This window comes from Paraburkholderia panacisoli (genome assembly GCF_008369935.1).
In the GTDB taxonomy this organism is placed as follows: Bacteria; Pseudomonadota; Gammaproteobacteria; order Burkholderiales; family Burkholderiaceae; genus Paraburkholderia; species Paraburkholderia panacisoli.
In genome coordinates this window covers 1-13,640 of record NZ_VTUZ01000046.1, presented here as the reverse complement: position 1 = coordinate 13,640, position 13,640 = coordinate 1, and the positions used below count along the sequence as shown (strand labels likewise).

Sequence of the window (13,640 nt, the reverse complement as noted above, 5' to 3'; positions counted from 1 at the left end):
ATAACCAGCGGACATCAATCGTTTCGAAAATAGCACTTATCGTTTCGTGTGGCTCGGGCGAATATTCGACAAACAACAAATCGCCCGAACACCGCAAGTTCAAAATTTCTGGAGACACCTCGATGCATCCCTCCTCACCCCCGCTGGCCCCCGGGCAATCGAAGGCATCCGCCGTACTACGCGTGACGGCAGGCAACTTCCTGGAGCAGTTCGACTTCTTCCTGTTCGGCTTCTATGCTACGCAGATTGCCGCGGTCTTTTTCCCGGCGGGGAGCGAGTTCGCTTCACTGATGATGACGTTCGCAGTGTTCGGCGCGGGCTTCCTGATGCGGCCGCTCGGCGCGATCATCCTCGGCGCGTATATCGACGATGTCGGTCGCCGTAAGGGCCTGATTGTCACGCTGTCGATCATGGCGAGCGGCACCATCCTGATCGCGTTCGTGCCCGGCTATGCGACGATCGGACTATTCGCCCCGGGCCTGGTGCTCATTGGCCGTCTGCTGCAGGGCTTCTCCGCGGGTGCGGAACTGGGCGGCGTATCGGTTTATCTCGCCGAGATGGCGACGCCGGGCCGCAAGGGTTTCTTCACGAGCTGGCAGTCGGCGAGCCAGCAGGTGGCGATCGTCATCGCTGCCGCGCTCGGCTTCGCGCTCAATCAGTGGCTCGACACGGCGGCGATCGCTGCGTGGGGATGGCGCGTACCGTTCTTCGTCGGCTGCATGATCGTGCCTTTCATCTTCATCTTGCGGCGCAATCTCGAGGAAACGCAGGAATTCAAACAGCGCCAGCATCGCCCGAGCATGAAAGAAGTCTTTACGACACTCGTACAGAACTGGAATGTCGTGATCGCGGGCGTGCTGCTGGTCGCAATGACCACCACGAGCTTCTATCTGATCACGGTGTATGCGCCGACCTTTGGCAAGACGGTCCTGCATCTGAGCACCGCCGATAGCCTGCTCGTCACGCTGTGCGTGGGGATCTCCAATTTCATCTGGCTGCCCATTGGTGGCGCATTATCGGACCGGATCGGACGCCGTCCGCTCCTTCTCGGAATGACGATCCTGGCGATTGCGACCGCCTACCCCGCGCTATCGCTGCTGGCTCATGCGCCGAGCTTCGTCAACATGCTGCTTGTGCTGCTCTGGCTCTCGTTCATGTACGGGATGTACAACGGCGCGATGGTCGTCGCACTCACCGAAGTGATGCCCGTCGAAGTGCGTGTCGCGGGATTCTCGCTGGCCTACAGCCTCGCGACGGCGGTCTTTGGCGGTTTCACACCCGTTATCTCGACCGCGCTCATTCACATGACGGGCGATAAAGCCGCGCCGGGCTACTGGATGAGCTTCGCCGCGGTGTGCGGGCTCGGTGCCACACTCGCACTGTATCGGCGCCGTCGCGTTCCGCTGCATGCGGCTTCCTGAAGCATCGCTTCGCTCCCCGAACTTCAGCCTGACGTTCTTTCAGCCATGAAATCCATCCTTCTGAAACTCTGCACCGCGGCGCTCCTCGGCAGCGCCGCCGCTGCGGCGAATGTGCAGGCCGCCGATCTGCACGTGATGAGCTCGGGCGGCTTCACCGCCGCCTACAAGCTGCTCGGCCCGAAGTTCGCGGCGTCCACGGGCAACACGCTCGATACCGCGCTCGGACCGTCGATGGGCAAGTCACCGGAGGCCATTCCGAACCGGCTTCAGCGCGGCGAGCCTGCCGACGTGGTGATCATGGTCGGCTATGCACTCGACGACCTCATCAAGCAGGGCAAGGTGATCCCCGATTCGCGCGTCGAGCTCGCGGATTCGCGCATCGGCATGGTCGTGCGTGATGGCGCGCCGAAGCCCGACATCGGGTCTGAGGCGGCGCTCAAGGAAACCCTGCTGCATGCCCGGTCGATCGCTTACTCGGATAGCGCGAGCGGCGTCTATATCGAGCGCGAGTTGTTCAAGCGGCTCGGCATCGAGGAACAGGTGAAGACCAAGGCGAAGATGATCCCGAGGATCCCGGTGGGGTCGGTGGTTGCAACCGGCGACTACGAAGTGGGATTTCAGCAGGTGAGCGAGTTGCTCCCGGTGAAGGGCGCGGCGTACGTCGGCAAGATTCCGGAGTCGATGCAGTCCGTCACCCGCTTTGCGGCCGGCATCCCGGTCGGCGCGCAACATCCGAAGGAGGCGAAAGCGCTGCTCGACTATCTCGCGTCGCCCGCCGTGCAGCCGGAGGTGACATCGACCGGGCTCGATTCCGTCGCCACTCATTGAGACGACGGCAACGATTCAGCCCGTCAGGTCGGCGGGCTGATCGAAAGCTTCTTCGGGCTCATGCGCCAGGCTCAATGCTTCTTTCAGACGCGCGCGGTCACAGGCGCGCTCCCACATCGATATGAAGATCACCGCGCAGGCATTGCTGATCACGCTCGTCAGGGCACGCGCCTCGGACATGAAGCGATCGATGCCGACCAGTAGCGCGACGCCTGCAACCGGCAGATCGGGAATGACGGCGAGCGTCGCGACGAGCGCAACCAGTCCGCTGCCCGACACGCCCGCCGCGCCCTTCGACGTGATCAGCATGACCACGAGCATCGTCGCGATCTGGCTGCCCGAGAGGTGTACATCGCACGCTTGCGCGATGAACATCGAGGCGAGCGTCAGGTAGATCGCCGTGCCGTCGAGATTGAAGGAATAGCCGGCGGGCAGCACGAGACCCACGATGCCCTTGTCGCAGCCAAGCGCTTCGAGCTTGACGATGAGGCGCGGCAGCACCGGTTCGGTCGACGACGTCGCGAGCACGATGACGAGTTCCTCGCGAATGTAGCGCAGCAAACGCCAGAGGGAGAAGCGATGCAGGCGTGCGATCGGACCGAGCACGCAGATGACGAACAGCAGGCACGCCGCATAGAACGACAACATCAGCATGCCGAGCGAGCCAATCGAACGGATGCCGAAACGGCCCACCGTGAACGCCATCGCGCCGAATGCCCCGACGGGGGCAAGCCGCATGATCAGCGCGAGGATGCGGAACAGCACGTGTGCGAAGCTATCGATGAATTCCTGCGCTCGCCGTCCGGCGCTTCCACTGGCGTTCATTGCGAAGCCGAACAGAAGGGCAAGCAGCAGGACCGGCAGAACCTCGCCTTTCTCGAAGGCGCCGACGAGCGTCTCCGGAATCACATGCAGCGCGAATTCGACGAGTCCGTGCGTCTGCGTGCGAGTCGAATACTGCGCGAGGATGGCGGTGTCCAGATGATGTGCGTCGATATGCAGTCCCGCGCCCGGATGCAGCGCGAGCGCGGTCGCGAGCCCCAGGACGAGTGCAACGATGGTGAGAAAGTAGAACAACGCCAGCGCCTTCAGGATGGTCCGGCCGATCTTCGAGCCGCTCGCAAGCGACGTGATGCCGGTGACGATCGTGCAGAAGACGATAGGCGCGATCATCATGCGTACCAGCGCGACGAACGCATCGCTGAGTGGTTTGAGCGATGCGCCGACCTGTGGCCAGAAGTGGCCCACGGTCATGCCGAGCCCCATTCCAAGCAGAACCTGGACGTAAAGCAGCCTGAAGGGCCTCGGCAGTGTCATTTCCGCGCCTTCTTTCCCGCGGCGTCGGCCATGCCGCTGCGCTTCGTGTCGAGGATCGTCTGGTAGAACTGCTGTGCGGCCGGCGCGAGGGGGCGTCCCCGGCGTCTGACAATACCGACTCGCCTCGTCACGACCGGATCGACGAGCGGCACGCTGGTCAGAATCGGATGGTCGCGCATGGGCATTGCCATTGAAGGCACCGCTGCCACACCAAGTCCCGCTTCGATCAGGCCGAGCATGGTGGTGACATGGCGAGTCTCGCAGACGCTCGGCACTGCCGGCGCCACGTTGGTCAACGCCTGATCGAGCAGCAGGCGGTTGCCGGAAGTCTTGTCGACGGAAACGTATTCGTGTTCATAAAGCTCGCTCCAGGTCACCTGCTTTTTCCGAGCAAGGGGATGATCGCGACGACACGCGGCGACGAACCGTTCCTGCAGCAGGACCTTGAACTCGACCTCGGTTTCCTGGCTGCCCATGAAGCTGACGCCGAAATCGGCTTCACCGCTGATGACCGAGCCGAGCACTTCGTTGGCGCTCGAGTCCAGCAGCTTGACCCGGATCCGCGGATAGCGGCTGTGATAGGCGGCAACGACGCTCGGCAGGAAATAGTAGGCGACCGACGGCACACATGCGATGGTCACATGACCGAGGCGGCTGCTGGAGACGTCGCGGATGCCGAGCAACGCGACATCGAGATCGTCGAGAAGTTGTTCCGCGCTTGGGGCGAACACGCGACCTATGGTGGTGAGCGTCACGCTGCGGGTGGTCCGCTCGAAGAGCCGCACGCCGAGCGCCGCTTCGAGCTTCTCGATGCGCCGGCTCAGCGCTGGCTGCGAAATATTGACCGCCTCCGCTGCTTTGCGGAAGCTACCCAACTCCGCGACGGCTCGAAACGCCTGCAAATCGTTCAGGTCGAAGTTGACGCCCACGGGCCATCCCCTGCATTTTAGATGTGACTATTTTGCATGATACGGACGAAAGTGCCGATCGAGGCAACACTCGGTGATTAGCCCGCGCGGGCTGTTCTGGAGGACCTTCGATAACCGTCGCCAGGGCGGTGCATACGTGGGCCTCGTGCCACAACGGTACGTAGTGGCGACAGTCAGATGGTCCACGGTAAGCTTGCCGGTGCGCCGCAGACGCATCGTCCAGAAATCCACAGCCTGCCGTTGATTTTTGCTGTCGATGTTGGTTTGGCGAAGCTCGTGCAGCCTGCTCTCCCCTGGGGCCTGCAAGCCCGTTTCTTAGCAGATGACGCGCGAGCCGAGCCGCTCATCTGAAGCCCGAATAGTTGTCCGAATCCAATTCGCATGTACAAGGAGGAGTAGTGACGAGCCTGTCAGATCCAACTTCTGTTCCGATCACGGTTGGTATTGATGTGGCAAGGGACACGCTGGAAGTGGCCATAGGCCTGAACATTCCGTCGCTGAATTTGAGCAACGACACCGAAGGCTTCGATGCCTTGCTGACACAACTGGCCGCGCATCGAGTCGCACTTGTCGTGATGGAAGCCACAGGTGGTCTCGAGTCGACGGTGGCCTGTGCGCTGCAGGCAGTTGGTTATGCGGTGGCAGTCATCAACCCCAGACAGGCACGGGATTTCGCGCGCGCCATGGGGAAACTGGCGAAGACGGATCGCATGGATGCACGTATTCTGGCTCAACTCGGCGAGGTAATCGACCGCAATCCTGAGCGAGAGAAGTTCGTAAAACCGCTGCCTACGGTCCAGCAACAGGCGCTGGCTGCTGTCGATGTTCGTAAATTCTGCTAGCCGTGTTCATTGAGTTTGCTAGCGAAGGAATGGCTGTAAGCCATGCCCGATAAGGCTCGACGGGCGAATGGCGTTTCTGCGTTCCGTTGCGTTTCGTCAACGGGCGCGCAGCAGGATGTCCGTTAATTTTGCTAGCGCGTTCAGCGTGTCCTCTAATTCGGCTAACGTGGTTGCCGAGTGGCGCGATAGGTACGTGGGCCAGAAGCGGCAGCAAGCGTAAATGTCGAGGTCATTTTTTTCGATCCTCGGACGGGACCCATCTCAGTACGCTGATCAAAAACGCCCTACGGTATGGCACTTTAGGTGTTACTTCGGCGGCCTTCAACATTCCTTGGGTGGATTTTGGTAAGCGCCGTGCCGTGCTGCGCTTATTGAGCCGTTCCGGGCAGTGAGTTCGTGGTCCGGTGGAAAAGCCGCGCTAGCAGAATTAACGGACAGCATTAGCGCTTCAATGGGCACCGCTAGCAGAATTAACGATCTTCAACAGGAACACTGGCAGGTCACCTACCTTGCATCCGGCAGATACCTCGCGAACTCACGGAGTTCGAGCTTGCCACATTCTTCACCTTCTCAACGAAGGAGCATGTGCTTATCTAGGCGCGTCGCGGCGACCTGTACCCGCTCGCCGTCGCGCTCCACATCAGGTTTATCCGGATGAGCGGCCGCACGCTCGACGCCTACAAGCAAGTTCCCAAAGTGCGGTTGCGTCGCGCAGCACCATCAAGCCCTAGTCGAGGTGCTCGATGAGCGGTTCAAGGTGATCGCTGATTAATGTGGATAAGAGCGGCGCCAATCTGGCCGCGCTGGAAGCGCTCGACGTGGCCCCGCACACGCCGACCAAGCTCCGGCGGAGTACTGAACATATGAAGAGGCATTCCGAAAAAAATGCTCGCAGCATCAACCCCGCGCCCCGATCCCGAGCGAGTCCGCTCCGATGTTCGCGAGCAACGCATGAATTTGTGCGACGACGGCCGCCCCCTCACCGACCGCGGTCGCCACGCGCTTCATCGAACCGGCCCGTGCATCGCCGACCGCGAATACGCCTTCCACGCTTGTCATCAGATTGACAGCTGTCGCGTCCCCGGCACGCCGCCGCTCGCCCGCGGGGACCGCCGCGCCGGTCAGCACGAACCCGTGCGCATCGAGTTCGACGCCGCACGTGCGCAGCCAATCGGTATTGGGATCGGCGCCCGTGAAGAGGAACAGATGCTGCACGTCAAGACGCGTGGCGCCGCCTTCGAGCGGCGCTTTCAGCACAACCGACGCAAGCCCGGTGGCATCCCCCTCGAGCCGCTCGACTTCGGTATGCGGATGCACCGTCACGTTCGGCAAGCCGGCGATGCGATCGATGAGGTAGCGTGACATCGTCGCCTCGAAGCTGTCCCTGCGAATCAGAACATGCGCGTGCGTCGCGTGCCCCGCGAGAAAGACGATGGCTTGACCTGCCGAATTACCGCCGCCCACGAGCGCCACCTCGGCGTCCTTACACATGCATGCTTCGAGCGGCGAGGCCCAGTAGTAGACCCCGCGCCCTTCGAAGGCATCGAGGCCCGCAATGGCCGGCCGCCGGTAGATCGCGCCGCTCGCGATGACCACCGTGCGCGAGAGCACCGAGCCGCCGCCGCGCGTGTCGAGCGAATACGGCTGCTTGCCGCAATGCAGCGCCGTCACTTCCACGGGAATGGCGATGTGCGCGCCGAACTTGTTGGCTTGCGTGAACGCGCGGCCGGCGAGTTCCTGGCCCGAGATGCCCGTCGGAAACCCAAGATAGTTTTCGATTTTGGCGCTCGCACCGGCCTGCCCGCCGAACGCTTGACAATCGAGCACAAGCACGGACAGCCCTTCTGATGCGGCATATACGGCCGCGGCGAGCCCCGCGGGACCGGCGCCAACGATCGCGACGTCATAGACCTGCGACGCGTCGAGGTCGGACAGGTACCCGAGCGCCATGGCAAGCTGCGTATCGCTCGGCGAGCGCAGAATTGTGCCGTCGGGGCATATCGCGAGCGGCAAATCGTCGGGCGCCGCGCCAAGCTGCTCGATGAGCAGGCGCGCTTCGCAGTCCGCGGCCGCATCGCGAACGCTGTGCGGATGCGCGTTGCGGGTGAGAAACACGCACAGGTCGTGCAGCCGTGCGTCGTGGCTGTCTCCGATCAGCATCGGCCCTGCACCCGCTTCGATGGCCGCAATGCGCCGCAGGATGAGCGTACGCAGGATGCGCCCGCCGAGCTCCGCCTCGCTATTGATGAGCGCGCGCAGTTGGTCCGGCGGAATCACGAGCCCGTCAATGGGTTCGAGCGCAGCGACATCGACAATCGCGTGCTGGCCCGACAACTGACCGACGTCCCCCACGAAATGGCCCACGCAGTGCTCGGCCACAACCTCGGACCGGCCTAGCCCGTCCCGGCGGGCCACACTCGCTGCACCGCTCAGCATGAGGATCAGCCCTGGCACGGGGTGCCCAGCCTCGATCAGCATTTCGCCCGCCATCCAGTGGCGGGGGGTGCCAAAGCGCCGCACGCGTTCCATGTCATCCGCTGTGAGCGCATACAGCAACTTATTCAGCATTTCCCCCGTGGCCCAGTGCCGGGGGGTGCCAAAGCGCCGCACGCGTTCCGTTTCATCCCAAGTGAAGGGAAAAAGCGGCCTGTCGTGACGCGTGCTACGGATGCTGGTATCGCCGCCGCGTTCTTCAGCGGAATCATAAATCATCATGCAACTCCAGAGAAGGCAGCAATGCGTCGAACCGCCGGATGGGCACTGCGCTGCTTTCGCGTGTGCCAGGCGCCTGGAAATCGCCTTCAATACGGAGCGAGGGATTGGACCCTCCCACCATACGCTCATTCTTTGCTACCCGCGGGTCGGGCGCTCGCGAAGAACACTTCGTGCGTCCTATTCCTCATAGGAGTTCGGCTCGAAGGCCTGCCACCGCCGCTTGCCGCACTAAAAGTACGTCATCGAACGCAAAAGGGGCGAGCACTGGCGTGGTCCTGAAGCACCAGCGCGAGTTCGGTGTCAGAAATCGCCCGAGCGGTAACAGGTTGTGGGCGGACAAGCCGGAAATCGTCTATTCGAAGACCGCCAACTTGCTTTGGGAGAGAGGGCGATTCGACCATAAAACCGGCGCGGGCGGGTACGCGTACAAGCCGTACGACCGCAAGGCGCCCCCTCACAGCTCGTCAACGATATGATTGTCGAGCACTCGAAAGCACTCCACGTCACGAGGCGCCGCATCACCGACGATGAGATCGTCGAGCGTCTCGTACGCACCATGCATTTCAGAGCGGAAGGCTTGCCTCCAATCAGCAACCTGACGTTGCCTCGCCGGTACAAATGAGAATGGCCCTCACGGGCCATTTGATTTACGCAACCTGGGAACCCGCCGCTTATTGCGGCTGGATGTTCGCTGCCTGCTTGCCCTTTGGGCCTTGCTTCACTTCGAAGCTGACCTTCTGGTTTTCCTGAAGCGACTTGAAGCCATTCGACTGAATCTCCGAGAAATGCGCGAACAGGTCTTCGCCGCCGCTGTCCGGCGTAATGAAACCAAAACCCTTTGCGTCATTGAACCACTTCACAGTACCTGTTGCCATTTTTCTGATGTTCCCAAAAACGATTGTGATGATGAAGTCCAACCGGCATTGCACCAATTGAGCCACCAACTTTTTACACGATGAATCTGCTACCAGCAATAGGCCTTTTCGAGGGGCGGTGCGACATATCACTGTTATATTCGCGGTTTGGCTGCAAGCACCGAAATGATAAGGGCACTGCCGGAACGAGAGCATCCAAAACGCATCGGAGCCTCGTGCTGCTTACGCATCGCGGAGGTCGCTGCAAGGCCCGCTGTATCGAACCTCGAGCGAGGACTTGTCTTTGAAAACAAGCCGTTTAACGATGCCACAATCCTGAACGGCATGAACGGCGCTCCGGTTCACAAACACGCCAGGGCGCTCGTCGGGAAGGACGAGCTGCATCAGCGAACCAAATTTTCGCGTCGCTTCGAAGAAGTTCGCCTCGCATGACGGCTCTGCAATCTCCAGCCAATACACGAGGGCAGCGCCGGGGTCCTGCGCATCGCGCGCAAGAAAACGCAGTGTCTTTGGTCCAATGGGGTATGAAGTTGGTTCGATGCATCGCACATCGCGCATGTGGGTCTCCGTGAGTGATGCGTGAGGTTCGTGGCGTACTGTCCCGACGGCAGGTCAGGTCAACCCTGGTGCGCGCCCGGTGCGGGACGCTTCTGAAGTCCTGCGTGTCGTCGAGGAATAAGTGCAGGGCAAAAAAGGCACTGCGCACCAGGGGCTTCCGCGTCTCCGGCGCTCTGTCGCGAGCGCCGGGGACAGCCGCTTTCGTCCGGGTTCAAGCGTCGGTGGTCGCTAGCTCATGTGCAGGCCACCGTTCAGCGAAAAGTCAGCCCCTGTGGCGAAGCCCGCTTCGCCGCTGGCAAGCCACGAAACAATCGAAGCAATTTCGGCGGCTTCCCCAAGGCGGCGCACGGGTATGCTCTGAACGATGGCGTCCAGTACTTCGGGGCGCACAGCCCGCACCATATCGGTTCCGATGTACCCCGGTGAAACCGTATTCACCGTGATGCCCTTTGTCGCTACCTCCTGGGCCAGCGACATGGTGAAGCCGTGAATGCCCGCCTTCGCCGTCGAGTAGTTGGTCTGGCCGAACTGCCCCTTCTGTCCATTCACCGACGAGATGTTGATTATCCGGCCCCATCCCTTGCTGACCATCTCCTCGATGACCTGCTTGGTCACATTGAAGAGGCTCGTCAGGTTCGTGTCGATGACATCGTTCCAGTTTTCCCGCGACATTTTCCGGAACACGCCGTCCCGCGTAATGCCAGCATTGTTGACCAGCACGTCAATCTCACCGACCTCCTTCTTTACCTTTGCAAAAGCGGCCTCGGTCGATTCCCAATCACCGACATTGCCCTCCGAGGCGATAAAGGAGAATCCGAGCCCGGCCTGCTCGGCCAGCCACCGTTCCCGCCGCGGCGAGTTAGGCCCGCATCCCGCAACGACGGTCAGGCCGTCCTTGTATAGCCGCTGGCATATCGACGTTCCAATTCCACCCATACCCCCGGTTACGTAAGCGATTCGCTTTGACATGTTCTACCCCGGCTTTTTGCTACGGTTAAAGGGACCAACATACTTTTGTCTGGAAGCAAAGCCGCGTTTGCGACGTGCGCCCTGGACGAGCCTTTTTTGCGCCGCGCCGTCCGGTGGCGGTCAAGGAGCTTCGGTTATTGCACCCGCCCGGCTCATCAGCGACTGGGTGAATCGCTGGTTTGGGGCGATGGTCTTCCGGGTAGGCACAGGTTTCGGTGGCACACCATGTGTCTGCTCTGGCAGGCGGCCATGCTCTATAAAGTCGTGAAGCACCTTGACTGCCTCCGGCTTGCCGCGCTGTTCCAGTCTGCCGAGAAGGGCATGCGCGAACGCTTTCACGTAATGAGGTCCGTGACATGCCTCGAACTGGAGGAGGGTTTCTCTGACCGCCGCGCGAATGCTGTGCTCCTATAGCGTGCTCGCGATATGCAAAGCGCCTCGCGCCAGTTCCATCTCGTGCCCATTGAAGCGCCGGACGTCATCGGACGACCGTTTAGGTTTAGCTGCATTCACATCGATACCCCGGTTCTTGCGGCAAGCGCGTGCAGCGTCGACTTGCAAATGGCTGCTCGCGCGTCGTCGCGCGTTAGTCCGACCATGTTGACAAGGATGAATAGGGACGCACAGCACACCGACTCCATGCGCCGCCGTTGTCATGAAATGCGAATTACGCGGCCTGAGGCTTCCCGGTGCAAAGTCAGTGAACGTCGAGATTCAGGAACGCGGCGAGACTCGTACAGGCATTCAACGGCGGCACGATGATTCCATGTCGCCAGTAGTGCAGTGCACGGCGTATTCACTTACGCCCAGCCATCTTGCTGCGCGCGCTGAACTGATGCCAACCCGCCTGAATGACCGGTCGAGGCGCGCAGCCAACGCCCGTCTGAGGCGGTCGCTCTCGAGGTTGCGATCGAGGTGGTTACTTATTGAATATCGATTCGTCATACGTAACGCCTCTCAGGTCTCTAGTTTTCATGCAATTCGGCGCCGCATCGGTTGCGGCCTCGGATGAAGCTACACGCTCGCGGTGACAGCGTTGTGCCCCTTGCTGCGTCACTTTATTACCTTGACAGGCCACTTGCCTGCCACTCGTTTGCACCACTATTTATCGGCGGCGGCATCGACGTCAAATGGAAAATAATCTGGTCCGTCCTGACTGACTGGATAAACGCCATTTGCCCCTGCACATGTCTCCCGGTAAAGCACTGCCTCTTTTTGCGCACTGCACTCGCCAATACAGGGAAGTCGGGCGGGGCTGTGGCACGGTCCAATGCATACCCGGGTTTTCACCTGGAAAACGTTTGCAGTCCAATGCCGACAAGGCGATGCTGCTGCGCTTACGCTCAGCTGTGCTGCCCCGAAGGAACAAACAATTGACATTCATTCGTCCGTCCCTACAATGGGATTGCTGCATCGCACCAACCATTCCACTGTTCCCGCAAGCGCGTGATTCCAGCTGCCTTTCGGGCTTTAACCGGTTTTTCCTTCTGCGGAGTGAGTGATGAGCAGTCTTACCCACAAAAAAATCTTTTCCGCCCAGAAAGCCGGTGTGGAAATGACGTTCGCAGTCCTTAACGAGGCGATGGACGGCCTTGGAAAGCTTGTCGAACTGAACGTGCAGGCGGGCAAATCGATGCTCACCGAAAATCAGGAAGTCCTGTCCACGGCACTTTCGGCAAAGGAGCCGCACCAGGTGTTCCGGCAACAGGCAACCCAGATTAAACCAGCCATCGAGAAAGCACAGTCATACTGGCGCCACGTTCACGGAATTCTCGCTAGCACCCTGGCCGGGGTCACCGCGCTCGCCGAAACGAGGTTGAAGCAGCTCCGGGCCGGAAGCCACGGGACGGCGGAACGGGCCGGTGAGGTTACCGAAACCGATGACAGCGCTGCCGAGTCGAGCACGGGACCGACGGCTGTACCGGCAGTCCTTGAGTAGCGCAGTGGTGCAGAGGACTCGGCTTCCGGATGACGCTTGCCACGCCCTGACGGGTGCAGCGTTCTCTGGAGACGTTCTCGTGCCACGGTATTCACCGGGGACACTATGCACAGCGATTATCGTGAGGCGCTTGCGTTCATCAGTTGTAAATTGACATAGCGGGACGCATGCGCTGGCGAATTTGTGCGGGGAGGCCATATGTCTACGAGGATTACGCGGTTCAATGAGGCGCGGGCCCTGGAGCGGGTCGCGAGTGCCGCTCATGAGGTACAAGCGGCGTCGGCCGCTCTCCAGGAACATTTCTCACCCGACGGCGATGCGCAGCCACCAATGCTGAAGCTGGTCCGGATTGAAGCCGCGATGCTGGAACTCAAGACAGCCCGCGCGGACTTCGACGACGTGTTTACCTTTGGGCGGAACTTGCAATGCGGTCGGAGCGACGTCGGCTCCGTTCAGGGCAACGACTGAACAAAGCACCGGATGGTTGTTAGGCTCGTCGAAGCCGACTGTAGTCGATACGGCCGACCAAAGACCGGACGACATCCGAGACTCAGCACCGACACCGCATCTTTCCCCGGCAGGCATCGACATTATTGCTGACAGGCCGCATGCGCCCATATCCGCGTGCTGGACGACGCGATCCGGCTAAAGTGGCTTCAGGACCCAGCTCTGCGCCGACGCGTGTCTGCCGCACTGAACAAGGGCGAGGCCCGCAATTCACTGGCGCGGGCCGTGTTCTTCTATCGGCTGGGCGAGATACGGGACCGTTCGTACGAAATCCAGCGCTACCGCGCCAACGGGCTGAATCTTGGGTGGCTGAGGCGCAGGAGCGGATAACCGGGTCTAAGCACTTATGATGGTATGCGATCCACGAACGACGCCCTTCAGAGTAAGGTGGCAGAGCGCTTGAGGTGTCGTAGCGATGCAGGTCAGCGGGGTTCGGAGGGCATCTTCCAGGGAAGCAGCGCGTCGTAGTCATCGACGGTCTTCGCTAGTGGAAGGCACCGGAACAGCCAGGTGAGATAGCCGTACGGGTCGATGCCATTGGCTTTGCAGGTCTCGACCAACGAGTAGAGATTGGCGCTTGCGTTCGCACCGTCGACGGTGTCCGAGAACAGCCACCCGCGGCGCCCGACGCAGAACGGGCGAATCGAGTTTTCGCATGGATTGTTACTGATGGGCCAACTACCGTTCTCGACGTAGCGGATCAGTTTCGGCCACTGCTTGCGCAGATAGGTCAGCGCCTT

General features: G+C 60.9%; 12 protein-coding genes and 4 pseudogenes. 9 read left to right on the top strand and 7 right to left on the bottom strand.

The genetic code is table 11. The annotated features are described in order from the left end of the window. Positions 1–122: 122 nt before the first annotated feature. Entirely contained in the window at positions 123–1,421 is a 1,299-nt protein-coding gene (gene tcuC, locus FVF58_RS40780; RefSeq protein WP_149675314.1) for an MFS transporter, read from the top strand. A 45-nt stretch (positions 1,422–1,466) separates the two neighbouring features. Beyond that, positions 1,467–2,249 carry a substrate-binding domain-containing protein gene (locus FVF58_RS40775; RefSeq protein WP_149675313.1) on the top strand — a complete coding sequence of 261 codons (783 nt, stop codon included), beginning with the start codon at positions 1,467–1,469 and terminating at the stop codon, positions 2,247–2,249. 15 nt (positions 2,250–2,264) lie between these two features. On the opposite strand, the gene dctA is transcribed toward FVF58_RS40775, so the two are convergent. Continuing rightward, positions 2,265–3,566, bottom strand: a complete 1,302-nt coding sequence (gene dctA / locus FVF58_RS40770) for a C4-dicarboxylate transporter DctA (RefSeq protein WP_149675312.1) — start codon at positions 3,564–3,566, stop codon at positions 2,265–2,267. Beyond that, positions 3,563–4,495 carry a LysR family transcriptional regulator gene (locus FVF58_RS40765; RefSeq protein ID WP_149675311.1) on the bottom strand — a complete coding sequence of 311 codons (933 nt, stop codon included), beginning with the start codon at positions 4,493–4,495 and terminating at the stop codon, positions 3,563–3,565. Before FVF58_RS40765 ends, dctA begins: the two co-directional genes overlap by 4 nt. Positions 4,496–4,672: 177 nt before the next feature. Here FVF58_RS40765 and FVF58_RS51910 point away from each other — a divergent pair, with 177 nt between their 5' ends. The 3 genes and pseudogenes from FVF58_RS51910 to FVF58_RS53535 all read left to right on the top strand — a co-directional run. Then, on the top strand, positions 4,673–4,846 hold the full coding sequence (locus FVF58_RS51910) for a hypothetical protein (RefSeq protein ID WP_188131093.1): 174 nt from the start codon (positions 4,673–4,675) through the stop codon (positions 4,844–4,846). A 56-nt stretch (positions 4,847–4,902) separates the two neighbouring features. Then, positions 4,903–5,328, top strand: a pseudogene (locus FVF58_RS40760) (IS110 family transposase); the annotation flags it as partial. Positions 5,329–5,788: 460 nt separating this feature from the next. Further along, a pseudogene (locus tag FVF58_RS53535) lies at positions 5,789–6,045 on the top strand (DUF4158 domain-containing protein); the annotation flags it as partial. Positions 6,046–6,234: 189 nt separating this feature from the next. On the opposite strand, the gene FVF58_RS40750 reads toward FVF58_RS53535, so the two are convergent. After that, a complete protein-coding gene (locus FVF58_RS40750; protein WP_246217435.1) occupies positions 6,235–8,049 on the bottom strand; it encodes an FAD-dependent oxidoreductase in 1,815 nt (604 codons plus the stop codon). Positions 8,050–8,387: 338 nt separating this feature from the next. Between FVF58_RS40750 and FVF58_RS53530 the strand changes: the two are divergent. After that, positions 8,388–8,602 (top strand): annotated as a pseudogene (locus tag FVF58_RS53530) (3-hydroxyacyl-CoA dehydrogenase); the annotation flags it as partial. Positions 8,603–8,723: 121 nt separating this feature from the next. On the opposite strand, the gene FVF58_RS40745 reads toward FVF58_RS53530, so the two are convergent. The 3 genes from FVF58_RS40745 to FVF58_RS40735 all read right to left on the bottom strand — a co-directional run bounded on the left by FVF58_RS40745 (position 8,724) and on the right by FVF58_RS40735 (position 10,454). Continuing rightward, positions 8,724–8,927 carry a cold-shock protein gene (locus tag FVF58_RS40745; protein WP_149675310.1) on the bottom strand — a complete coding sequence of 68 codons (204 nt, stop codon included), beginning with the start codon at positions 8,925–8,927 and terminating at the stop codon, positions 8,724–8,726. Between the two features lie 222 nt (positions 8,928–9,149). Continuing rightward, positions 9,150–9,485, bottom strand: coding sequence for a hypothetical protein (locus tag FVF58_RS40740; protein ID WP_149675309.1), 336 nt, complete (start codon positions 9,483–9,485; stop codon positions 9,150–9,152). Positions 9,486–9,713: 228 nt separating this feature from the next. Next, positions 9,714–10,454 (bottom strand): 3-ketoacyl-ACP reductase, encoded by a 741-nt coding sequence (locus FVF58_RS40735; protein WP_149675308.1) that lies wholly within the window; start codon positions 10,452–10,454, stop codon positions 9,714–9,716. Positions 10,455–11,955: 1,501 nt separating this feature from the next. Between FVF58_RS40735 and phaP the strand changes: the two genes are divergently transcribed. The 3 genes and pseudogenes from phaP to FVF58_RS40715 form a co-directional block, all read left to right on the top strand. Next, positions 11,956–12,393, top strand: a complete 438-nt coding sequence (phaP, locus tag FVF58_RS40725) for a phasin family protein (protein WP_149675307.1) — start codon at positions 11,956–11,958, stop codon at positions 12,391–12,393. Positions 12,394–12,723: 330 nt separating this feature from the next. Next, on the top strand, positions 12,724–12,861 hold the full coding sequence (locus FVF58_RS51905; RefSeq protein ID WP_188131092.1) for a hypothetical protein: 138 nt from the start codon (positions 12,724–12,726) through the stop codon (positions 12,859–12,861). A 177-nt stretch (positions 12,862–13,038) separates the two neighbouring features. Next, positions 13,039–13,203: pseudogene (locus tag FVF58_RS40715) on the top strand (Tn3 family transposase); the annotation flags it as partial. A 119-nt stretch (positions 13,204–13,322) separates the two neighbouring features. On the opposite strand, the gene FVF58_RS40710 reads toward FVF58_RS40715, so the two are convergent. Next, the coding region (locus FVF58_RS40710) for a transposase domain-containing protein (protein ID WP_149675305.1) at positions 13,323–13,640 on the bottom strand (318 nt) is incomplete at its 5' end.

Bases quoted from the DNA above. Each gene is read 5' to 3' on its own strand.
- FVF58_RS40740 (WP_149675309.1), bottom strand. From the start codon at position 9,485: ATGCGCGATGTGCGATGCATCGAACCAACTTCATACCCCATTGGACCA.
- tcuC (WP_149675314.1), top strand. From the start codon at position 123: ATGCATCCCTCCTCACCCCCGCTGGCCCCCGGGCAATCGAAGGCATCC.
- dctA (WP_149675312.1), bottom strand. From the start codon at position 3,566: ATGACACTGCCGAGGCCCTTCAGGCTGCTTTACGTCCAGGTTCTGCTT.
- FVF58_RS40745 (WP_149675310.1), bottom strand. From the start codon at position 8,927: ATGGCAACAGGTACTGTGAAGTGGTTCAATGACGCAAAGGGTTTTGGT.
- FVF58_RS40735 (WP_149675308.1), bottom strand. From the start codon at position 10,454: ATGTCAAAGCGAATCGCTTACGTAACCGGGGGTATGGGTGGAATTGGA.
- FVF58_RS40750 (WP_246217435.1), bottom strand. From the start codon at position 8,049: ATGATTTATGATTCCGCTGAAGAACGCGGCGGCGATACCAGCATCCGT.
- FVF58_RS40775 (WP_149675313.1), top strand. From the start codon at position 1,467: ATGAAATCCATCCTTCTGAAACTCTGCACCGCGGCGCTCCTCGGCAGC.
- FVF58_RS51910 (WP_188131093.1), top strand. From the start codon at position 4,673: ATGGTCCACGGTAAGCTTGCCGGTGCGCCGCAGACGCATCGTCCAGAA.
- phaP (WP_149675307.1), top strand. From the start codon at position 11,956: ATGAGCAGTCTTACCCACAAAAAAATCTTTTCCGCCCAGAAAGCCGGT.
- FVF58_RS51905 (WP_188131092.1), top strand. From the start codon at position 12,724: ATGCTGAAGCTGGTCCGGATTGAAGCCGCGATGCTGGAACTCAAGACA.